The sequence below is a fragment of the Bradyrhizobium sp. SPXBL-04 genome (assembly GCF_051853035.1).
GTDB classification, from domain to species: domain Bacteria; phylum Pseudomonadota; class Alphaproteobacteria; order Rhizobiales; family Xanthobacteraceae; genus Bradyrhizobium; species Bradyrhizobium zhanjiangense.
The window spans coordinates 7,556,638-7,576,857 of record NZ_CP182472.1 but is presented as its reverse complement, the minus strand read 5'-3'; the positions used below and the strand labels follow the sequence as shown (position 1 = coordinate 7,576,857).

General features: G+C 59.8%; 18 protein-coding genes. 11 read left to right on the top strand and 7 right to left on the bottom strand.

The features are described from left to right. Nucleotides 1–8: 8 nt before the first annotated feature. A complete protein-coding gene (locus ACNJX8_RS36080; RefSeq protein ID WP_439358575.1) occupies nucleotides 9–1,262 on the top strand; it encodes an ABC transporter substrate-binding protein in 1,254 nt (417 codons plus the stop codon). 60 nt (nucleotides 1,263–1,322) lie between these two features. Continuing rightward, on the top strand, nucleotides 1,323–2,054 hold the full coding sequence (locus tag ACNJX8_RS36075; RefSeq protein ID WP_439358574.1) for an SDR family NAD(P)-dependent oxidoreductase: 732 nt from the start codon (nucleotides 1,323–1,325) through the stop codon (nucleotides 2,052–2,054). A gap of 40 nt (nucleotides 2,055–2,094) precedes the next feature. On the opposite strand, the gene ACNJX8_RS36070 is transcribed toward ACNJX8_RS36075, so the two are convergent. Further along, nucleotides 2,095–2,577, bottom strand: coding sequence for a MarR family winged helix-turn-helix transcriptional regulator (locus ACNJX8_RS36070; RefSeq protein WP_439358573.1), 483 nt, complete (start codon nucleotides 2,575–2,577; stop codon nucleotides 2,095–2,097). 236 nt (nucleotides 2,578–2,813) lie between these two features. Here ACNJX8_RS36070 and ACNJX8_RS36065 point away from each other — a divergent pair, with 236 nt between their 5' ends. Then, the gene (locus tag ACNJX8_RS36065; RefSeq protein ID WP_439358572.1) at nucleotides 2,814–3,743 is read left to right on the top strand and encodes an alpha/beta hydrolase; all 930 of its coding nucleotides are present in this window, start codon (nucleotides 2,814–2,816) and stop codon (nucleotides 3,741–3,743) included. A gap of 255 nt (nucleotides 3,744–3,998) precedes the next feature. On the opposite strand, the gene ACNJX8_RS36060 is transcribed toward ACNJX8_RS36065, so the two are convergent. The 3 genes from ACNJX8_RS36060 to ACNJX8_RS36050 form a co-directional block, all read right to left on the bottom strand. After that, nucleotides 3,999–4,613, bottom strand: a complete 615-nt coding sequence (locus tag ACNJX8_RS36060) for a TetR/AcrR family transcriptional regulator (RefSeq protein ID WP_439358571.1) — start codon at nucleotides 4,611–4,613, stop codon at nucleotides 3,999–4,001. Nucleotides 4,614–4,725: 112 nt separating this feature from the next. Next, nucleotides 4,726–6,909, bottom strand: coding sequence for an acetate--CoA ligase family protein (locus ACNJX8_RS36055; RefSeq protein WP_439358570.1), 2,184 nt, complete (start codon nucleotides 6,907–6,909; stop codon nucleotides 4,726–4,728). Beyond that, nucleotides 6,909–8,081, bottom strand: coding sequence for an acyl-CoA dehydrogenase family protein (locus ACNJX8_RS36050; protein ID WP_439358569.1), 1,173 nt, complete (start codon nucleotides 8,079–8,081; stop codon nucleotides 6,909–6,911). The genes ACNJX8_RS36055 and ACNJX8_RS36050 overlap by 1 nt, the downstream gene beginning before the upstream one ends. A 195-nt stretch (nucleotides 8,082–8,276) precedes the next feature. Between ACNJX8_RS36050 and ACNJX8_RS36045 the strand changes: the two genes are divergently transcribed. The 6 genes from ACNJX8_RS36045 to ACNJX8_RS36020 are packed head-to-tail and all read left to right on the top strand — an operon-like array spanning nucleotide 8,277 to nucleotide 13,990. Beyond that, nucleotides 8,277–9,476 (top strand): ABC transporter substrate-binding protein, encoded by a 1,200-nt coding sequence (locus ACNJX8_RS36045; protein ID WP_439358568.1) that lies wholly within the window; start codon nucleotides 8,277–8,279, stop codon nucleotides 9,474–9,476. Between the two features lie 27 nt (nucleotides 9,477–9,503). Continuing rightward, nucleotides 9,504–10,370, top strand: a complete 867-nt coding sequence (locus tag ACNJX8_RS36040) for a branched-chain amino acid ABC transporter permease (RefSeq protein ID WP_439358567.1) — start codon at nucleotides 9,504–9,506, stop codon at nucleotides 10,368–10,370. Beyond that, nucleotides 10,371–11,405, top strand: a complete 1,035-nt coding sequence (locus ACNJX8_RS36035; RefSeq protein ID WP_439358566.1) for a branched-chain amino acid ABC transporter permease — start codon at nucleotides 10,371–10,373, stop codon at nucleotides 11,403–11,405. Nucleotides 11,406–11,407: 2 nt separating this feature from the next. Next, nucleotides 11,408–12,106, top strand: coding sequence for an ABC transporter ATP-binding protein (locus tag ACNJX8_RS36030; protein ID WP_439358565.1), 699 nt, complete (start codon nucleotides 11,408–11,410; stop codon nucleotides 12,104–12,106). After that, nucleotides 12,103–12,798 carry an ABC transporter ATP-binding protein gene (locus ACNJX8_RS36025; RefSeq protein WP_439358564.1) on the top strand — a complete coding sequence of 232 codons (696 nt, stop codon included), beginning with the start codon at nucleotides 12,103–12,105 and terminating at the stop codon, nucleotides 12,796–12,798. The genes ACNJX8_RS36030 and ACNJX8_RS36025 overlap by 4 nt, the downstream gene beginning before the upstream one ends. A 55-nt stretch (nucleotides 12,799–12,853) precedes the next feature. Next, nucleotides 12,854–13,990 (top strand): epoxide hydrolase family protein, encoded by a 1,137-nt coding sequence (locus ACNJX8_RS36020; RefSeq protein WP_439358563.1) that lies wholly within the window; start codon nucleotides 12,854–12,856, stop codon nucleotides 13,988–13,990. A gap of 188 nt (nucleotides 13,991–14,178) precedes the next feature. Here the strand turns inward: ACNJX8_RS36020 and ACNJX8_RS36015 are convergent, their stop codons facing one another. The 3 genes from ACNJX8_RS36015 to ACNJX8_RS36005 form a co-directional block, all read right to left on the bottom strand. Then, nucleotides 14,179–15,159, bottom strand: a complete 981-nt coding sequence (locus ACNJX8_RS36015; protein WP_439358562.1) for an NADPH:quinone oxidoreductase family protein — start codon at nucleotides 15,157–15,159, stop codon at nucleotides 14,179–14,181. 40 nt (nucleotides 15,160–15,199) lie between these two features. Continuing rightward, on the bottom strand, nucleotides 15,200–16,438 hold the full coding sequence (locus tag ACNJX8_RS36010; protein WP_439358561.1) for an ABC transporter substrate-binding protein: 1,239 nt from the start codon (nucleotides 16,436–16,438) through the stop codon (nucleotides 15,200–15,202). An 81-nt stretch (nucleotides 16,439–16,519) separates the two neighbouring features. Next, nucleotides 16,520–17,728, bottom strand: a complete 1,209-nt coding sequence (locus ACNJX8_RS36005; protein ID WP_439358560.1) for a CaiB/BaiF CoA transferase family protein — start codon at nucleotides 17,726–17,728, stop codon at nucleotides 16,520–16,522. A gap of 132 nt (nucleotides 17,729–17,860) precedes the next feature. On the opposite strand from ACNJX8_RS36005, the gene ACNJX8_RS36000 reads away from it, so the two are divergent. Continuing rightward, on the top strand, nucleotides 17,861–18,817 hold the full coding sequence (locus ACNJX8_RS36000; RefSeq protein WP_439358559.1) for a helix-turn-helix domain-containing protein: 957 nt from the start codon (nucleotides 17,861–17,863) through the stop codon (nucleotides 18,815–18,817). A 9-nt stretch (nucleotides 18,818–18,826) separates the two neighbouring features. Further along, the gene (locus ACNJX8_RS35995; protein ID WP_439358558.1) at nucleotides 18,827–20,173 is read left to right on the top strand and encodes a cytochrome P450; all 1,347 of its coding nucleotides are present in this window, start codon (nucleotides 18,827–18,829) and stop codon (nucleotides 20,171–20,173) included. The last annotated feature ends 47 nt before the right edge of the window (nucleotides 20,174–20,220 follow it).

Sequence of the window (20,220 nt, the reverse complement as noted above, 5' to 3'; positions counted from 1 at the left end):
GGAATGACATGGAAGAGCAGGGGCGGAAATCAACACTGCGCGGAATGTCGCGACGAACTTTGCTGGGCGCAGCGACCGCGACCGGTGGTGCGCTGGCGTTTGGCGCGCCGTTCATCGGCGCCGCGCTCGCGGATGAGCCGGTGCGCATCGGCGTCATCATCGCGAAGCAGGGCGTCTTCGTACAGCAGGGCGCGGACCTCATGGCCGGCCTGCAGCTCGCGCTGAAGGAAGCAAACAACACGGCTCTCGGCCGAAACATCGAGATAACATGGCTCGACGAATCCGATCCGCAGACCGCCACCCAGAACATCACCAAGCTAATTCAGGACAACAAGGTGTCGATCGTACTGGGCGGTACGTCCAGTGCCACCACGCTTGCGATGGGGGCTGTGGCAAAGCGAAGTCGTATCCCCTTCATCGGCCTGAACGCCGCGGCACGGGAAGTGACGGGCAAGGCGTGCAACCGGTTCATGTTCCGCGCGCCAGCATCGGTGCCGGTGTACGCCCGCGCGATGGGGCCTGAGCTCCTCGCCGTCGGCAAGAAGTGGTATTTCCTGATCGCGAATTTCACGTTCGGCGACGATGTGTTGTCGACCTACGGCGACATTCTGAAGGCCTCGGGCGGAACGATCGCCGGCGTCGACCGCGTGCCAGTCGAGACCACCGACATCAGCTCGTTCATTTTGAAGGTCCGGCAGGCCAAGCCGGATGTTCTCGTTAGCGGGCTGCCCAATGTCGGGCCAATCCTAAAGCAGCTGAAGGAATTCAACATGACCGGCCAGGTGACCGTGGCCGGTCCAGCCGTGAGCGACACCGATCTCTGGAGCGTCCCGCGCGATGCGCTGACCGGCATCTACGGCAAGACCTGGTACTTCAACGACCCGTCCAATCCGCCGGAAGACCAGCAGATGGTCGAATCCTATCGCAAGGTCAACAAAAAGCCGCCGACGGATCGCGTTTGGATCGGCTGGTTCATGACGCGCTTTGCTCTTGCCGCGATTGAACAAGCGAAATCGACCGATGCAAACAAGCTCGTCGAGACGCTGGAGAGTCTGAAATTCAAGGTCGGATCGTCGGCTGTCTCGTTTCGCGAGTGGGACCACCAGTTGATCCGCCGACCGGTGATGGGAACGGCGCAGGCCAATCCCGCCGATCAATGGGACACGCTGAAGATGAAAGCGCAGGCTGTCGCCGGCGAGGCCGAGCTGCAGCAACTGTTCGGCTCAAAGGACGAGATCGGCTGCGCGATGGAAGCGCTCTGAGCGAACGTGCAGCCCCCTGCGGAACATGACCGCAGGGGGCAACCTGATGGAGAGGCGAGGGTGGGCCGGTTCAACGACAAGACGGTGCTGATCACGGGCGCTGCCCGTGGCCAAGGTGCGGAGGAGGCGCGTCTGCTCGTCGCGGAAGGCGGGCGGGTGGTGCTCGCCGACGTGCGGGCGGAAGAGGGGAATGCCCTTGCAGCAAGTCTCGGCGAGCGCGCCGTGTTCCAGCATCTCGACGTGTCCGACGTGGTGAGCTGGCGATCTGCGATGAAGAGCTGCGAGGATCTCGGCGGCCTCGATGGCCTCGTCAACAATGCCGGCATTTATCTGCCCAGGACCATCGATGAGACCGATGCGGCGTTGATGGAAGCGCATTTTCGCGTCAATCAGCTCGGCGTGTTCATCGGCCTCAAGATGGCCACGCCGCTCCTGAAGCGCCGCAACGGCGGATCGATCGTCAACATATCGTCGACGGCGGGATTGCAGGGAATTCCGAACGCCATCGCTTATGTCGGAACGAAGTGGGCTGTGCGTGGCATGACCAAGGCGGCGGCGCTCGAACTTGCACCTTTCAACATCCGTGTCAATTCCATTCATCCAGGATTGATCGACACTGAAATGTTGAGCGCACGATCCCGCGGGGATCTGGAACGGAGGGCTTCGTTCATCCCGCTACGGAGGATGGGGACAGTGGCGGATGTTGCGCATCTCGTGCTGTTCCTTCTCTCCGACGAAAGCGCCTACATCTCGGGTGCGGAAATCTCGGTCGATGGCGCGCTCTCACTGTAGGGAATCGAACATGCCTCCAACGGCACGGCCTGAACAGCACCTAGAACTTGCTGGCGTCGATCGCTTCGACGGCCGGCAGATTGCGGAGGAGGACGTTGAGATAGGTGATCAATTCGTCGACCTGTTTCTTGCTCAAACCGGTCAGCAGGGCATCCTGCCGCGCGAGCGCAAGGCGGACTACGCGGTCATGCAAGGCCCTGCCTCTTGCCGTCAGCATGAATTCGAGATTCCGCCCCGCTCCTTGCTGACTCTTGATCAAATTCTTGTCCAGCAGGGCGGCGGCCCCCCGGCTCAGGCCAGCTTTGTCCCCTCCCATCAGCTGACTCATCTGCGCGCCGGTTCCGGTCTGATATACGGCGAGATAGGACAGGATACGCCACTCCACGACATTGATTCCGAATTGTCGCCGATAGACCTGCGACGCGCTCCCCGCCAATTTGTTCGTAAGCCACAGCAGCAGGCCGGGTACATACCTGTCGAGATGAAGATGGGTCTGTTTGCTGGAATTGGCCTTAGTCGTCATAGAGCTGGGTCCTGGAGGGCCGGCGGTGGAGATTTCGCCTGGGCCACTAATGGCCGGATAAGTCGTAGCCGGCAAGTGGAGGCTGCGGATAGTCCACGCGCGGATACCGATTTGCCGGTCCAGCAATTCCAAGATAGCCGGCATAGGCGCTCGCGCGGACCTGCGGCCGTGGTGATGGCCAACATCGATCGCCGACGCTGAAGCTGAGTGATGTCCGACCGAAGGAGTTCCAGGTTATGCCGTTCGATCCGGATTGTGCCGCATTCGTAGCGAGACTACGCGAACTTGGCCTGCCGCGCTACGAAACGATGACACCGCAGCAAGCCCGTGAAGCAATGGCCGCAGCCAGGAAGGCGGCCGCAATTGTATCCCCGGCAATCCCAGAGGCTCGTGACATCGTAGCGCAGACAGCGGAAGGCAGCCTGTGTGCGCGGATATATCGTCCAACTGTCGACGCAGAGCCGCGGCCCACTTTGATATTCTTTCACGGCGGAGGGTGGGTGTTGGGCGATCTGGATTCGCATGACATCCTCTGTCGCAGGCTTTCGATTGCCAGCAAAGCCACCGTCATTGCCTTCGACTATCGCCTGGCTCCGGAGAACAAATTCCCTGCGGCCGTCAACGATGCAATTGCGGCCGTGAATTGGGTGTTCGAAAATGCACGAGGTCTTCAACTCGATCCCGACCGCATTGGTGTGGGAGGTGATAGCGCGGGTGCCAATCTCGCGGCCATAGTAGCCCATCATTGTCGAAACGAGGGATCTCACAGCATCGCATTCCAGCTGTTGATCTATCCTGCCGTCGACATGACCTTCAGTCATCCTTCCCACCGGCTCGACGAAGCTGCTCTACCTGTACTGGGAAGCACGATGGTGTGGTTTCGCGAATTCTACCTCAGCACTGAGAGTGACCGGAAGAACTGGCGTGCGTCCCCCTTGCTGGCCGGGAATTTCTCGAACTTGCCGCCTTCCTATGTGCTCACGGCCGGATTTGACCCGCTCGCGGACGAAGGCGCGGCTTATGTGGAAAAGCTATTTGAGGCGGGTGTGCCGGTTTTTCATCGTCACTTTCCGGGGCAGATTCACGGCTTTCTCACCATGGGTCCTCAGTTCCCGACAACGGAGGGGGCCGTCTTCGACATTGGAAAATGGATGCAGACCTTTTAGCGCTCCGGGAGAGAGCTTTGATTTCCCGCTTGAGAACGCGATCAACCCCAAGCAGGTCGAATCAAAACGATGTGCAGGAACGTCTCGGCTAAGTTCATGGCGTGGCTCAGAATAGTAACGTTCACACCAATTGAGCAAATCGGACGACAATGATACGAGCGGGCGATTTCCGCACGGAGAGGTAGCGCAACTGAGAACACCAGCTGATCGCACTTCAGTACTTGCTTTGCGAGCGTGCCCTGCTGTCACGCGATCTCACGCTTTCCCCGACTTCCGTTCAGCCCCGTAAGCTGTCAGTGCAACGTCTGCATAGGCCTGATACAAGGCCTCCATTGCTTCAAACGAACCAGTGTCGCGCGTGGTCGCGTCGGAACTATTGACGATAGCTATGAACAGGAGGGCGAGTTGCTTTGCCGGCGCGTTTGGAGACAGTTCGCCGCGCGTGATGGCAAGCTTGATGCCCCCGAGTACGGACCGCTCGAGAGAGCGCCGAAAGTCAAATAACGCGCGGCGTACAGTCGCCGGCAACTGGTCCTGCTCCAAACGAATGCGGGAGATGAGCGCCCATGGGCGTCTACCGGCGCCGCTTGGATTGTGATCCAGATATCGCGCCCGATTTCCTTTGGCCACGCGTCGCAGGCGATCGGCGAAGCTCAGCTCGCCCTCTGTCAGAAGGTCCTCATAGTACTTGGATGCCTTCTCGATGTTTTCGAGAATGACTTCTTCGCAGAGCCGTTGTTTGCTCGAGAAGTGATAGTGAATGGAAGCTCGCGTGATCCCAAGCTCCTCGGCGACCTCGTGGAACCGAAAGCTTGCGTAGCCTCGCTCGACGAGCAGCCGTTCGGTAAGACGCTTGATGCGTTCCCGCATTTCGCTCCTGGCGGGAGCGTCTTCGTCAGGCGGCACCACGCCGCGCTTGCTCGCCGTCCCTCTTAAAGGGTTACCCAACCCATACACTCCTTCGTAGCGAATCTCGCGCGTACTATACCTCAGCTTGGCGCCGGACCTCAGCCCTCCATACCACAAGTCCGTCCAGAGCCTCCATGCTGGACCCGTCCACCTTCAAGGGATTGATCTCGATGGCATCGACCGCATCCCCGATCGATTGCCCCAATCGGGCGACCTGCTGGAGGACGCCCACGAGCTTGTCCAAGTCGACGGCCTTGAGCCCATGTCCACCGTTCAGCAGGCGTGCTCCGCGCAGCCGCTGTAAGGCCTTTCTGATGTCCGCGGATGTCGCTGGCAAGGTGCAAACGACGGTATCGCGCAGGAGCTCGGTCCAAACGCCTCCGAGTCCAATGATCAAGACATGTCCCCACGTGACGTCCCGCTTGACGCCGACAATCATTTCCAATCCGGACGATCGCATCGGCATGATCAGTGCTCCGTCGATCACCGCCCCGGTGACTTCGTCCGCAGCCGACATGACTCTGTCCCAAGCTTGGCAAAGTGCCGCTTGGTCCCGCAGATTGAGTGCGACGCCCCCGATAGCGCTCTTGTGCGCGATTTGCGCAGAAGAGACTTTCAATGCAACAGGGTATCCGAGCTGCTCGGCCGCCGCGATTGCCGCTTCCTTGTCTTTCGCGAGACGCCAGGGAACGACAGGGATGCCGCTTTCAGAAAGGAGGCGAAGGACGTCGAACTCAGCCAGCGGCCGTCGCTCCATTGGCGAAAATGCCGGGGAGACAGGCTCTGGCTCCTCGGTGTCGGAAAGTGTTTTAAGGCTGCTGCGCCACTGGATGGCCTGGGCGAACGCCTTTAGCCCGAACCAGACACCTCCAAGCTCGCGCGGAATGCCGAGCTCTCTTTCGAACTTGAGTTCGAAGTCGCTGGTTGCCGATAGCGTGTCAGACACAGTGTGCACAGGTATCGGCGACCGGCGGATCGCCTCGCCGAGGGGCCGATATCGCTCCAGCAGGAGGTTTTCGTCCGCAGGCGCGCAATGCCACTGGTTATGAGCCACGAAGAGGACTTCGACATTGGGATCTCGGCTGACAATCTCCAGCACTTTCGGAATAAGGGTGTGATCGGTTTGAGCAACGCCGGTGGTATCAATCGGATTCATGACCATGGCGCTGGACGGCAAGATGTCCCTTAGCGCGGCTTGTGTCTTGGCCGTCAACTTGGGAAGCTCGATCCCGACCCCCTCCGCACGATCAGCGAACATTTCGCAAAAGCCGCCCGAGACAGACACAAAGGCGGCTCTTCGCCCTTTCGGCACTCTGTGGTTGGCCAGATACGCGCAAGTGACCATGAGCTCTTCCATCGAGTCCACGGAAATTATGCCCAACTGGCGAAAAGCGGCGTCGTTGATGGCGTCGTCCCCTGCCAGCGCACCAGTGTGCGAAACCGCTGTGGCTGCTCCCACGACCGATCGTCCCGCCCGCATGGCGACAATCGGCTTGCCGGCCGCTTGAGCACGGAAACATGCCTGGCGGAAAGCCTTGTGATCTCGCACCGTCTCCACGAACATGGCGATGACGCGGGTGTCTTCGTCCTGAACGAGGTGTTCGATGACGTCGTGCAATCGTACATTCAATTCATTGCCGAGAGCCGCTACGGTGCTGAGTCCGAGGCGCCGGGCCAGCATACCCCGGATCAGGGTGTGAGCGATGACGCCGCTTTGAACGATTGCGCCTACCGGCCCTGCCTGGATCGCGTGATCGGGGTAGGAGGGGGGCTCGACGGGCGACCCGTAAAGGACCGCCTTCGCGTGAAGATTGAGAAAGCCGATAGTGTTCGGTCCAAGAACGATTTGGCCATTCTTGCTTGATAGCTCCATCAGCCGGCGCTGGAGGGCTGCGCCTTTCTCACCCTCTTCCGCGAACCCGCCCGATACGATCACCAGATTTCGAGAGCCGCATTCGGCTGCCTCCTCCATGATTGAAGGCATCCGTGCCGCACCGACCAGCGAGAGTATCACGTCGACCGGCTCACCAATCGCGCTCAGTGAGCGGACGGCGCGCGCGCCGTGGACCAGGTCCTGATTGGCGTTTACGAGATGAATCGGACCCGGGAACCCATGACGCTGAATGTTTCGCCACGCGCACAGCGACATGTTGTTGTTGTCACTCGCGCCGACGATGGCGACGGAGCGCGGTTTGAAGAGCGTGTCGAGCTTCCGCGCTGAGCCGAGCTGCGGGGCGGTGTGAGCCTTGTTTGACATCACGCAAGCTCACCGATTTCTTGGCGGCCCGCGCGAAGATTGCGGAAGATCCAGCGCAGGTTCATTTCATCGGTGCCCTCCCAGATGCGTTGAATGCGCATGTCGCGATACCATTTTTCGATGGGCATCTCTTTTGCGTAGCCCATTCCGCCATGGATCTGCAGCACGCGGTCTACGACGCGGTTAGCCATATTCGCGACGTAGAACTTGGACACGCAGGCAGTATGCCGGTAGTCCATTTTATTGTCGGCCTGCCAGGCGCAATTCAGAACCATCATCTTAGCGGCGCGGATTTCGATCTCGGACTCGGCGATCATCCATTGGATGTTCTCGCGCTCGGCAAGCCTTTCGCCGAACGTCACGCGGTTTTCCGACCAGTCCATCGCCATGCCCAACAGCCGCTCCGCGGTGCCGACATTCCGTCCTCCAAGGTGCCAGCCGCGGTTCTTGTAGATGAATTGCATCGCAATTCGGAAGCCGCCGCCGACCTCTCCGACGAGATTGCGTGCGGGAACGCGCACATTGTCGAAGACGAGCGACGCCGGGTCATGCGCTCCCATCATGCGGATCCTGGAGGACGTCCATCCCATCGCCCGATCCACCAGAAAAGCGGTGACGGAGTTCGGGTCGGCCTCCTCGGGAGTGCGGCAGAAAACCATCGCGAAATCAGCGTCGTTTCCGCCGCTGATCCATGTTTTCTCACCGTTGATGATCCATTCGTCTCCGCGTCGAACGGCCGACGTCTTGATTCCGCGAGCATCGGACCCGACGCCGGGCTCACTCAGAGCGAAACACGCTCGGCGCTCCTGCTCAATGCAGGGGATGAGATATTCCTTCTTTTGTTCGTGATTCAGCAGATAAAGCACGTTCATTGCCGCGCCACCGAACTGAAAGCCGATAAAAGTCTTGCCGCATTCCTCGTGCAACAGCGCCTGCGTGACGCTATCGAGCTCTGCCCCGCCATATTCCGAGGGAGTATCGGCGCCCCAGAAGCCGAGCTTTCTTGCCTTCTGCTGGAGCTCATTCAGTTCATCGTGCGTCAATTCGTCGGGGCCGCCGCGGACTGCGCGATGGAGCACCTCGGACTCCAGCGGCATCACCTCTTTGCGAATGAACTGGCGGGCATTTTCGCGGATCAACCGCTGCTCTTCTGTCAGGGAAAAGTCGATCACTGCTTCCTCCAAGCCATTTTTATAGAGCTTACTGGCATGTAAGTAAGTCACCCAAGACTCCCGATGTCAATCCTAAAAGGGCTTGACAGGCAGGCTTACCGGCAACTAACCTACGTGTAAGTAAATTCGATGCTGTTCAACAGCGCGCAACACCAGCCTTCCCGCAAGAGGAAGGTAACGGGACGGAGACATCTAATGAGGATCTATCTCGTCCGAGCGGTGCTCGGGCTGATCTGTTTGGCTGTCTCGATGCCGCTTGCTTCTTCGCAAGAGGCCGACCCTATCAAGATAGGTCTGCTGATCATCGACTCCGGGCCTTTCGCGACGACGGCCAAGGAGTCCGAGCGAGCTGCGCGGATTGCGGTGGATGTATTAAACCGCGAAGGCGGGGCGTTGGCTCGCAAGTTCGATCTCGTCATTCAATCGCACGCCGGCTCGCCGGCGTCTGCGGTTAGCGCCGCGACGAAGCTCGCGCAGCAGGCCGGGGTAACGATGATTACTGGCGCGATGCCGAGTTCTCATGCCCTTGCGCTATCACCGAAGTTGAGCTCGCTGAACGTCATTCTGATCGATGGTTTTTCACAAACCGCGGACATGATGACGCGGGGCTGCGCGCCCAACTATTTTCGGGTCACGCCGCCGGATCCGGTGATTGCCGCGATGATGAAGACCTATGTGGCACAATCGGGCGCCAAGACGTGGAACCTCATATCTGCGGATTATGCGTCCGGCCATACCTTCGCGAAGCAGTTCTCTGAGATGGTCGAGTCCCTGGGCGGCTCCGTCCAGCAGTCCTTGTTCGCGCCTCAGGGGACGGCGGATTACGGAAGTTACATTTCTCAACTTGCGGCACCAGCACAAGGTCTGATGGTAACGCTCTACGGTTCTGACGCAATCACCTTTGCAAAGCAGCAGAAGCAATTCGGTTTGTTCGACAAGTACAAAGTCGTGCTCGGAAACGGCTTCGCGGTTGAGGCGCAGTTCGATGCGCTGGGCGATACAGTATTGGGTGTCCTCAACACTCTGTCCTATCACTACACCCTACCGGGGCAGAGGAATGCCGACTACGTCGCCACGTTTACCAAGCAGGCTGGGCGAGTGCCCTATTACGGTGACGCCGACTCGATGGTGGCCTTGGAGCTGTACCGCGACGCAGTCATTAAATCGAAGACGACCGAAACTGCCAAGGTTCGCGAGGCTCTCGAAGGGCTGCGTTCGAACACGGTATATGGAGACGTTGAGATGAGGGCTGCCGACCACCATCTGCTTCGACAGCTTGGAATGGGAGAAGTGGTGCGAGCTCCTGACGGCAGAGGTGTCGCCTTCAAGGTAAAATTTCTCAAGACGGGTCCGGAATTGTATCCGCCTCCGAGTCCGGAATGCAAAGTGCGCTAGTTAAGAGATCTGTGGAGTCGGCTGGATATGCTTCTGTCATTCGGAGTCGCCCAGATCTTGAACGCATTGGCTCTCGCCTCCCTGATTACGATTCTAGCCAGTGGTTTGGCATTGATATTTGGACTCCGCGGCGCCATGAATTTCGCCCACGGCGCGCTGTACATGCTCGGCGCTTACCTGGGTTACTCGGCCGGCCGCAGTCTGGGGTTCTGGCCAGCGCTAGTATTCGTGCCAATCGTGATGGCCCTTGCGGGCGCTGCCCTCGAGATTGCCGTGTTGCGCCCATTTCAGGGACGCACTCCAGTAGACATGGCACTGATTACATTGGGCGTCGGTTGGATCATAGAGCCGGCGGTCTATTATTGGTGGGGTACGGCGCCCCTGTCGGTCGATCCTCCGCCTTCGCTTGCTGGCAGTGTACCGATATTGGGAACGATGTATCCCGCCTATCGGCTTTTTCTCATAGGGGCCGGTTTTGGCACATGCATCGCGTTGGCGCTGTGGTTGAAAAACACCACGTCTGGCATGCATACGCGAGCTGTTAGTCATCAAGTGCACATTTCGCGCATGATGGGAGTGAATACGGACAGGCTCAGCATGCTTGTGGCCTGCCTCGGAACAGCCTTCGCGGGCTTGGCAGGCGTGCTCGCCGGACCATACCTGTCGGTGGACCCGGGCATGGGAAGCACCATCCTCATCACTTGCCTCATCGTGGTCGTCGTGGGTGGCCTGGGCAGTATCGCTGGAGCCATCGTCGCTTCAGTGGTCTACGGGTTTATTCAAGTGATTGGGACCGTGTTTTTTCCGTCGGCTGCGGTGCTCGCGCCGTATCTGCTGCTGATCGCCGTGCTCATTTGGCGTCCGCAGGGCTTCGGCCGGGGAAGGGTCACTTAGATGAACGGTACGAAAGTGGCTTCCGCGAGGTTGGGCCCGCCGTTGCAGCAGCGCGCGAGCGTGCTGGAATGGACGCGCGGGCGAGATTGGCTTGTCTGGCCTATATTCGCAGTCGCAGGTGCATTTCTCCCGAGGGTCGTTACGAGCCCCTATCTTCTGGGATTGCTGACGAGCGCGGTTCTTCTGGCTATTGCCGCGGTGGGTCTGGGTTTCTTGAAGAAGCAATGCGGCTTGGGCATGTTCGGGGTTGCGGCCTTTATAGGTGCACCGGCCTATCTTCTCGGCATTGCCGCTGCGTGGTTTGATCTCGGAACCGCGGTGCTGCTGGCATTCCTGGGCTCCACGGTTTTCGCGCTTTTGGTCGGAGCGCTCGTCGTTCGCGCCCGGCCACTGCCATTCGCGATGTTGACGCTCGCGTTGGCTCAGATGCTCAAGTCCGTCGTGACCCTCCAAGGGTTGCGTCCGATAACCGGGGGCGATGACGGGATGACAATGATCTTCAATGGCTCCATATTTGGTTTGAATCAGTCCGATCTTTCGAATGTCATCTTGTTTTGGCCCGTGGCGTGGCTTGCGCTTTGCCTTGTGCTGATAATCGCGCACCTCGTTGATCGCTCACGCTTGGGGCAGGTATTGCGAGCGATTCAGTCCAACGAAGAGCGAATGCGGTTCTCCGGTTTTGATACCTACCTTCCGAGGATTGTGGCGTTTACCATCGCGTCGTCGATAATTACCATTTCGGGAATCCTTATCGCACTGAATACGGCGTTCGCCTCGCCTGAGTTGCTGGATTTCTCCACCGGCGGCAATTCGCTCGTAGCGATGATCGTGGGGGGACCCGGCAGCCTCCTTGGTCCGGTCGCTGGCGCCTTCCTGTATCAGTTTGCACAGGATGCATTTGGAGCCACCGGTCATCTGACGCTTTTCATGGGCGTTGCGCTAATCGTCGTCGTGGCTGCATGTCCCCGTGGTATCGCCGGTCTTGTTACGGATGCAGCCTCGCGCGCGCTGCGCTTTGACCGGAAGCGGGCCTGATCATGCTCAGAGTTGACAATCTTTCGGTGGCGTATGGAAATTTGAGAGCCCTTGACGACGTCAATCTCGAGATCAGCGCACAGGGAAACTTGCACGGGATCATAGGGCCAAACGGCGCCGGAAAATCGACTCTTATGGATGCGCTTACCGGGAGGCGCAAGCCGACGCAGGGGCGGGTGCTGCTTGGCGGAGAGGACATCACCCGCCGTACACCCCGCTGGCGCCGATTGCGGGGAATCTCCCGCAGCTTTCAGCGCACCAGCATCTTTCCGTCTCACACTGTGCGAGCACAATTGGAGTTGGTTGCTTCGCAACTTTGCGAAGATGACCTGGCCTCGATAGTCAGCGCCTTGGAGCTGGAGGAAGTATACGATCGCGTCGCCGAAACGATCTCGTATGGAGATCAACGTCGTGTCGACGTCGCACTCGCCATGATCGGAAATCCTCGCGTCATCTTGCTGGATGAGCCGGCTGCAGGATTGTCGACCGGTGAGACGACCCGCCTCTTCGAGCATCTTCGCGTGCTGGTCAAGGAGCGCGGCGTCACGGCGCTCGTCGTCGAACATGATGTCGACGCCGTGTTCGGCTTCTGCGACTTGGTGACTGCCCTGGATCTTGGCCGCGTTCTGATCACCGGCAATGCAGCGCAAGTGCGTTCCGATCCGTGCGTGATTTCCGCTTATTTGGGGACGACCGCATGAGCTTTATCGAGGTGCACTCTCTCAGTGCCGGGTACAACAAGTCCTGCGTTTTGCGCGAGATTGATTTGAGTGTCGAAGCGGGAGAGGCGGTCGCCATCGTAGGGAAGAATGGTGCCGGGAAATCTACTTTTCTGAATTCATTTTTTGGTGGAACGACGGTTCATGGCGGCGCCATCTACGTTGGCGGCAAAAATCTGTGCGTGATGCGCGGATATCGCGCGGCGCTCCAAGGAGTCATGCTCTCTCCACAAGGACGCATGATCCTATCCCACCTCACTGTGGAGGAAAATCTGCTGCTGGGCAGCGCGTCCCGGCGCAAAGGCAATTGGGATCTCGGAGCCGTCTATGAACTATTTCCGATTTTGCGCGAGCGAAATCGTCGGATGGGCACTGAGTTGAGCGGCGGGCAACAGCAGATGCTGGCCATCGGCCGAGCTCTTTTGGGCAATCCCGCCGTGTTGCTGCTCGACGAACCGACGGAGGGCCTTTCGCCCGTGCTGGTGGACGAACTGGTCGAGGTGCTGAACAGGATTCGCGAGACGGGGACCGGGATCGTCGTGGTGGAGCAACAATTGGGTCTGGTGAGGCGTGTCACCAGGAGATTTGTCATCATGAGCAAAGGACAGATCGTGGACCGAGGTGACACTGCCGACATCGATAGCGAGAAGCATCGAGCCAAGCTTGCTTTCTGATCGGAAGAAGCCGGCGCCCGCCAACAGAGGCGGCACCAACTGCCAGGATATTTCCATGAAAACGGCAATCGCACCGTTCGAAATAAAAGTCAGCAATGAATGCCTTTCGGACCTCAAGTCCCGGCTTCGACAGACACGGTGGCCGGACGCGGAGCTTGTCGGCGATTGGAGCCAAGGCGTTCCCTTGCAGTGGATGAAGGAAGTCTGTCGCTATTGGTTGGAAGACTACGATTGGAGGAAGCGTGAGCGAGAACTCAACAGATTTCCCCAATTCATGACCGCGATTGACGACATCCACATTCATTTCCTACATGTGCATTCGAAAGAGCCGGCCGCGATGCCATTGATCCTTACCCATGGCTGGCCAGGCTCGATCGTCGAGTTCACCAAGATCATTGGGCCTCTCACCGATCCCGTTGCCCATGGTGGTGATGCCGCCGATGCTTTTCATATCGTCTGTCCGTCGCTTCCCGGATTTGGCTTCTCGGGAAAGCCAACCGTCAGGGGGTGGGGCGTCGACCGCATCGCCTCCGCGTGGATCCAACTGATGGAAACGATAGGATACAAGCGGTATGGCGCTCAAGGCGGCGATTGGGGAGCTGCGGTGACATCCTCCATCGGCGCGCGGGACCCTGATCATTGCGCCGGCATCCACGTCACAATGTCGACGACCCGCCCAAACGTCACAGGCGAGCCCACACCCGAGGAGCGCAAGGCGCTGCAGGCGCGGAAAGACTACAGCGCGTGGGACGCTGGATATTCAAAGCAGCAGTCGACCCGTCCGCAGACGCTTTCTTACGCCTTGGCTGATTCTCCGGCTGGTCAAGCTGCGTGGATCCTCGAGAAATTCTGGGCCTGGACAGATTGCGATGGACACCCCGAGAACATCTTCACCAAGGACGAACTGCTGGACAATGTGATGTTGTATTGGGTCACTTCTAGTGCTGCATCTTCCGCGCGCCTGTATTGGGAAAGCTTCGGGCGGCGGTTGGGAGCGCACACGGTTACTGTTCCTACCGGCATCGCCGTATTCCCGAAGGAGATCGTTCCTCCGGTTCGTCGGTGGATGGAGCCAAATTTTCCCAACATTCAGCGTTGGACCGAAATGGCAAAGGGAGGGCACTTTGCGGCGTTCGAGCAGCCGACACTGTTTGTTGAGGAGGTGCGCGCTTTCTTCCGAACGGTACGCTGATAGCGTCAATCACTAAGAAGGATTGCTTTCTCCCCGAGCGTAGAGGAAACACACAGGGCCTTGTCGCGGCGCGTGCCGAGTGCATTGATCGGCAAGTGCGGATCGCGTGATTTGAATTCGCAGACCGATGATCATGACAGGGGTGCCGGCGCCCCACGTTGCGATCGAGATGAAGATAACGGTTCGTTCTATCGAGCAACTCTCACGACCACTTTCCCCAAGGCCTGGCGGCCGGCAAGCGCCTTGAAGGCGTCGCGGAAATCCTCGAATTCGAAAACCTTGCCGACCGCCGGCCGCAATCGTCCTTCGCTCAGTAACTGAAACAAATCCGTCAAGCTGCGCCGGTACACCTCCGGCTCGCGCAGCGGCAGCTGAGCCACGTCCACACCGAGCAGCGCAGCGCCTTTGAGGAGTGCGAGGTTGATTGGGAGAGCCGGAATGCTGCCGGCTGCAAAGCCGATCACGAGGTGCCGCCCGTTCCAGGCAATCGAGCGGAACGCTTCGAGGGAGATCGCTCCACCAACGGGATCGACGATGACGTCGCAGCCCCGCTTATCGGTGAGAGCCTTGAGTTCATCGCGCCAATGCGGCCCCGTGTAGTCGATGGCCGTATCCGCGCCGAGGCTGAGCGCGAATGCGCGCTTCTCTGCACTCGAAGCGGCTGCAATCACGCGCGCGCCGAAGATCTTGCCCAGGTGTATCGCGGCCGTACCGACGCCTCCGGCGGCACCGAGCACAAGCATTGTTTCGCCTGACTGCAGCCTCGCGCGCTCTGTCAGCGCATAATGAGCCGTGAGATAGTTGGCACGAAACGAGGCGCCTGCCTCTGCGGAGATGCCATCCGGGAGAATACGCACTGCTTCCGCTGGAACGGCCACGTATTCGGCGAGCGCGCCAGACCGGACCATTCCCATCACCTGCATGCCCGGCGTGTACACGGTCGCCCCGTCTCCCACGGCCTCGACTTCGCCGGCGAATTCCGTACCAGGAATGAAAGGCAGCGGATCCCTCGTCTGATAGAGGCCCTGCGCCTTGAGGCCGTCGACGAAGCCGATCCCGACCGCTCGGACGCGCACGCGCAATGAACCGGGCGCAAGGGGAGGCACAGGGACGTGCGTCAATTCGACGGTGTCGATCTGCGCATAATTCTCGACGACAACCGCCTTCATGGTACTGCCGTGATCCAGGGGCATTGTCAGAAGGCTCGTCTCAATTCGTCCTGGCACTTCCGACTTCACCGTCGATCAGCTCTCCAAGCGGCTGCCACCTCTGGCCGTCGAAGCGAATGAGCTGCATTTGCTCGATCGGGAAGTAGTCCTTGGGCGAGGTGTTGATCCTTATGCCGGGCAAGAGCATGGGAACGTCCAGGTCCTTCAGGCTAGTCGCCTGCCGCATGACGTTTTCGCGCGTAAGATCGTCACCACAGCGCCTGAGGACCTCGAGCAGGGTCTGCGCAACGGCGTAGCTATAGACGATAACGCGGTCCGCCTTGTCGCCATCCGGAAGATATTTGTCAACGAATGCGTTCCAATCTTGCGTGGCCGTGTCGTTGCTCCAGGTGGGATCGGCGGGGTCCTTCAGATAGGCATTCGAGATGATCCCCTTGGCGTTCTCCAGCCCGGCAGGACGAAGCACGCTCGCAACGGACGTGGAGACTCCCGCGAGAAAGACAACCGGCTTCCAGTCGAGCTCGGCGAGCTTGCGGATGGCCTGGGCGCTCGCTTTCGCTGTGGTCCAGGACACGAAAATGTCCGCGCCGGAGCTTCTCAGCCGGGCGATGTGAGCCTCGATCGTCGGCTCGGACAATTCGAACGAGGATTCGGCGACGATCATCGAGGCCTTGTCACCGAGCCCATCGCGCAGGCCCTTCACCTGGTCCCGCCCGCCGTCATCATTCTGCCAGAGCATGGCAATCTTGCCGTTGGGATAGTTCTGCAGGATGTATTTTGCGTAGGCGCGTCCTTCGCTCTGGAAGTTCGGCTGCCACCCGATGGTCCAGGGAAAATGCTCCGGATCACCCCAGCGGGTCGCATTGCTGGCGACGAACAGCTGCGGCACTTTCCGGGCATGCAGGAACTTCTGGATCGCCGCATTGGACGCCGTTCCAGCCGACTGGTAAATCAGGAGCACCTCGTCGCTCTCGACGAGCTTTCTTGCCTGCTCCACGGCCTTCGGCGGGCTAAAGGCGTCATCATAGCTGATAAAGGTGATCTTCCGGCCATTGATACCACCTTCATCGTTCACCTTCCGGAAAAACGCGGCGGCGGTCCGACCGATGATGCCGTAGACCGAGGCGGGCCCGCTGTAGGGGACGATGTTTCCGATCTTGATCTCTTTGTCCGTGACGCCGGGACCATATTTCATTTCGGCTGTATTGGCCGGCAGTGCCGCGAAGCTTGCCGCCAAGGCAATGGCGACAATCTGGGCCAGGCGTTTTCCTAACGTCATTGATCCACCATCGACTGTGTCAGCATTTGACTGCAACGCGGTTCAAACACGGCAAGGTCCGGCATCCCGGTAGCAGCTCAATCAGCCCACCGCGCCGGTTTCTTTCAGGCGAGCGATGTCTCCTTCGGAATAGCCAAGATCTTTCAGGATCTGCGCGGTATGCTGTCCCAGCTCCGGCGCGGGTTGTGGCGGCCTCTTCTCCACACCGCTTATTCGGAATGGGCTGTCCACGATTGCGCCGCGCCCCGGCATCCACTCGGCGTCAACCAGCGCGCCGGCATGATACATCTGGTCATCGCCGACCAGATCGCCGGCCTTGGCGACGATCGCGGCCGTCAGATCGGCGGCCTGGAATATGCGTTGCCAGTCGTCCGAGGGACGCGTTGCAAACAGCTTGTCGAGCGTTGCCACGAGGTCGGTCGCATGGGCGCGCCGCGGTGCAAGCGCCGAGAAGCGTGGGTCCTCGATCAAGGCGGGGAGGCCGACGGCACTGCAGAAGCGCGGCCAGTCGCGTTCTTCCTGCACCAGGCTGATCGTGAACCAGCGGTCGTCGGCACAGCGATAAAAGCACGTTAAAGCGTTCCGGGCTGCCGTCCGCGGCAGGCGGTACTGGATTTCGCCACCGCACAGGACCGCCTGAATCGACGCCGCGTTCGACCACGCTCCGTTGGCAAGCAGCGATGTCGTGACACAACTTCCTCGTCCTGTGCGCTCCCGGTGAAGAAGCGCAGTGACGATGCCGGCGTAGAGGGTTACTGCCGTGGGCTGATCGCCCATGCCCAGCGTGGGTGATGCAGGAGGACTCTCTCCATCGGGGCGCACGTTGTCCGCCAATCCCGATCGAGCCCAGTAGGCGTGGGCGTCGAACCCCGGTCTCTCTGCTTCGGGGCCCGTCTCACCGTAGCCGGTGAGCGCCGCATAGACGAGACGCGGATTGACCTGCGAAAGCTGCTCGTAGCTGATACCGAGCCGGGTGCGCGAAGCCGGGGACTGGTTGGTGATGAAGACGTCGGCCGAACTTACGAGCTGTGCCAGGATCGTTCGGCTGGCCTCGTTCTTGAGGTCTAGGGCCAGCGCACGTTTGCTGCGCGAGGCAATCGTCCAAGCGTAATTGTAGTCGGCTTTGGGCAGGTTCGGAAGACGGCCGAGGACACGTTGCGGATCTCCGGCACCGACCGGCTCGACCTTGACGACGTCCGCGCCGAAATCCGCGAGAATCACGGCTGCGGCCGGGCCGGCGACGAAGGTGGCGCTGTCGATGACTTTCAGGCCCTGGAACACGCCAGTCACGAGATCCTCCCCGCCGCCAAGCAGACTTGTTGCCAGCCGGACCAAAGTCAGCCGGATCGTCTGATTGCCGTTTACCTAGCATGCTTGACGCAAAGGTTCAACCATTCATAATTCAGGAGGTGGAGAGGCTGAATGTCGCATAACTCCGTCCATTCGATTTCCGCAATGCACCGGCGCTTTACGTCGCCGGACGAATGGCGCTTGACCCTCGAACCTCGTTTCCGCGGCAGCCACTACACGCCAAGGCACGACAATTTCTCGATCTATGCTCGGCTCGAGAACCTGCCCAGAGTGTTGCTGCTCGATGTGCAGGTCGGGCGATCGGGGCTGGGCGATTTGCAGTCTGCAACGTACGGGTATTCGATCGAAGGTATTGAAACGCACCCGTACTTCATCATTTGGCAGCAGGCCGGCGCAGCCTGGGTACGACAGGCAGGGCGGGACACTGAACTCACCGGTGGCGAGTGGGCGCTCTTTGATGCGCGCGTCCCGACGTCATTCCTCCTGCCCGACAGGACATGGACAATCGGACTGATGATTCCGCAGCCCGATTGCGACTGGCGAGCGCGCATCGGGCCGGGCGGCGTGCGTCTCAATCAATCGATCGGAAGCAGAATCGCGTCTGCCAGCTTGCGCGAAGCGCTGGGAGGTGACGATTGGGTCGAACCGCAATCACAACGCTCCTTCGAGGCATTCCTGCTTGATGTGGTGCAGGCCAGCCTGCCAACCGTAGCTGCATCAGACCATACGCGTCCGGCTCGGCTGACGGCCAAGCTCGACCAGGCCAGGCGGTTCATAGAGGCGGGGTTGGCCGATCCCGATCTCGGGCCGGGTCACGTCGGCGAGGCCATCGGCCTGTCCAGGCGTTCGCTCTATCGAATGTTCGACGTGCTCGGCAAGACTCCGATGGAATTCATCTACGAGGTACGGCTTGCCGAGGCCGCCCGCCAGTTGCGCGGCAATGTCTCGGACCGTCCCAGCGTGACGGCCATCGCTCACGCGGTCGGTTTTGCCGATTCCAGTCACTTCAGCCGCATGTTTCGGGCGCGCTACGGCGTCAGTCCGAGGCGGTGGGCCGTCTCACGATGAGATGATCGAATGGCACGGCCGGTCCAGAACCTGGCACGCCGAGACCGGATCGCCACTCGCAGGGGAGCTAAGCTCGACAGAAAATCAATCCATGGGGGAAACATGATGCTCGAGCGACTGGATGATCGGATCGCCGATCCCGCCATCTATGGAAATCCCGCTGTCTATGACGAGATCTTCGCGTCGCTTCGGCGCAACGATCCGGTGCGCTGGATTTCGCCAGACGGCTATCGTCCGTTCTGGACGGTGACGAGATATCAGGACATCGTCGAGATCGAGCGACAGAATGACAAGTTCATCAATGAGCCGAGATTGAACCTCAATCTCATCGAGGATGAGGAGCGGGTGCGCGCCGGCCCGGGAAGGGGCACAACAAATCCCATGCGCACGCTCGTCAACATGGACGGCGACATGCACCGCGCTCACCGCAACATCACACAATCCTGGTTCTTGCCAGCGAGTTTGCGGAAGATCGAAAGCGACATAACGCGCCTGGCGAAGGAATTCGTCGATCTCCTGGAAGCGCGCGGCGGTGAGTGTGATTTCGCGCAGGACGTTGCAGTGTGGTTTCCGTTGCGCGTGATCATGACCATTCTCGGCGTGCCGCGTGAGGATGATCGAAAGATGCTCAGACTGACGAAGGGCATCTTTGGGGCTGCAGACCGTGAGATGGCGAGCGGACTGTCGCCCGGCGAGGCGAAGCGCAAGGCGATCGAGGAATTTTTTGCCCATTTTGCGCCGTTGATCGCGGAGCGGCGGGAAAGGCCGACGGGTGATCTGGCGAGCGTGATCGCGAATGCTCAGGTTGATGGGCGGCCGATTTCTGATTTGGAGGCGATATCGTATTACGTGATCATAGCCACCGCGGGCCACGACACCACGAGCGCGTCTATCGCCGGAGGACTGCACGCGCTGATCGAAAACCCATCGGAGATGGAGAAGTTGCGCAGCTCGCCGGAGATGCTGTCATCTGCCGTGGAAGAGATGCTTCGCTGGGTTTCTCCGGTCAAGCATTTCTTCCGCACTGCGACTGACAGCTATGTGCTTCGAGGTCGCTCCATCGCCGCAGGCGAGTCGCTCATGATGTGCTATCCCTCGGCAAACCGCGACGAGGACGTTTTCGAAGATCCCTTCGCGTTCAAGGTCGATCGCGCGCAGAATCGCCATTTGGCCTTCGGCTTTGGCGTGCACCAGTGCCTGGGTCTGCATTTGGCGCGCCTCGAGATGAAGGCGTTCTTCAGGGAGCTTTTGCTAAGGCTGCAACGCATCGAGCTCGCCGGTGATCCCGCTTGGCTCGAGGGAAGCCTGGTGAGCGGCCTGAAGCATCTGCCGATCCGATATGCGATGCGAAAGTGAGCGGCGCCCTCATGGATTGCACGTCGGGCCACGCCATGATCGGGACG

What these genes read in the sequence shown, in the direction of transcription:
- ACNJX8_RS36080 (WP_439358575.1), top strand. Translation starts at nt 9, where the DNA reads ATGGAAGAGCAGGGGCGGAAATCAACACTGCGCGGAATGTCGCGACGA.
- ACNJX8_RS36070 (WP_439358573.1), bottom strand. Translation starts at nt 2,577, where the DNA reads ATGACGACTAAGGCCAATTCCAGCAAACAGACCCATCTTCATCTCGAC.
- ACNJX8_RS36065 (WP_439358572.1), top strand. Translation starts at nt 2,814, where the DNA reads ATGCCGTTCGATCCGGATTGTGCCGCATTCGTAGCGAGACTACGCGAA.
- ACNJX8_RS36060 (WP_439358571.1), bottom strand. Translation starts at nt 4,613, where the DNA reads ATGCGGGAACGCATCAAGCGTCTTACCGAACGGCTGCTCGTCGAGCGA.
- ACNJX8_RS36055 (WP_439358570.1), bottom strand. Translation starts at nt 6,909, where the DNA reads ATGTCAAACAAGGCTCACACCGCCCCGCAGCTCGGCTCAGCGCGGAAG.
- ACNJX8_RS36045 (WP_439358568.1), top strand. Translation starts at nt 8,277, where the DNA reads ATGAGGATCTATCTCGTCCGAGCGGTGCTCGGGCTGATCTGTTTGGCT.
- ACNJX8_RS36040 (WP_439358567.1), top strand. Translation starts at nt 9,504, where the DNA reads ATGCTTCTGTCATTCGGAGTCGCCCAGATCTTGAACGCATTGGCTCTC.
- ACNJX8_RS36035 (WP_439358566.1), top strand. Translation starts at nt 10,371, where the DNA reads ATGAACGGTACGAAAGTGGCTTCCGCGAGGTTGGGCCCGCCGTTGCAG.
- ACNJX8_RS36030 (WP_439358565.1), top strand. Translation starts at nt 11,408, where the DNA reads ATGCTCAGAGTTGACAATCTTTCGGTGGCGTATGGAAATTTGAGAGCC.
- ACNJX8_RS36025 (WP_439358564.1), top strand. Translation starts at nt 12,103, where the DNA reads ATGAGCTTTATCGAGGTGCACTCTCTCAGTGCCGGGTACAACAAGTCC.
- ACNJX8_RS36020 (WP_439358563.1), top strand. Translation starts at nt 12,854, where the DNA reads ATGAAAACGGCAATCGCACCGTTCGAAATAAAAGTCAGCAATGAATGC.
- ACNJX8_RS36015 (WP_439358562.1), bottom strand. Translation starts at nt 15,159, where the DNA reads ATGAAGGCGGTTGTCGTCGAGAATTATGCGCAGATCGACACCGTCGAA.
- ACNJX8_RS36010 (WP_439358561.1), bottom strand. Translation starts at nt 16,438, where the DNA reads ATGACGTTAGGAAAACGCCTGGCCCAGATTGTCGCCATTGCCTTGGCG.
- ACNJX8_RS36000 (WP_439358559.1), top strand. Translation starts at nt 17,861, where the DNA reads ATGTCGCATAACTCCGTCCATTCGATTTCCGCAATGCACCGGCGCTTT.
- ACNJX8_RS35995 (WP_439358558.1), top strand. Translation starts at nt 18,827, where the DNA reads ATGGCACGGCCGGTCCAGAACCTGGCACGCCGAGACCGGATCGCCACT.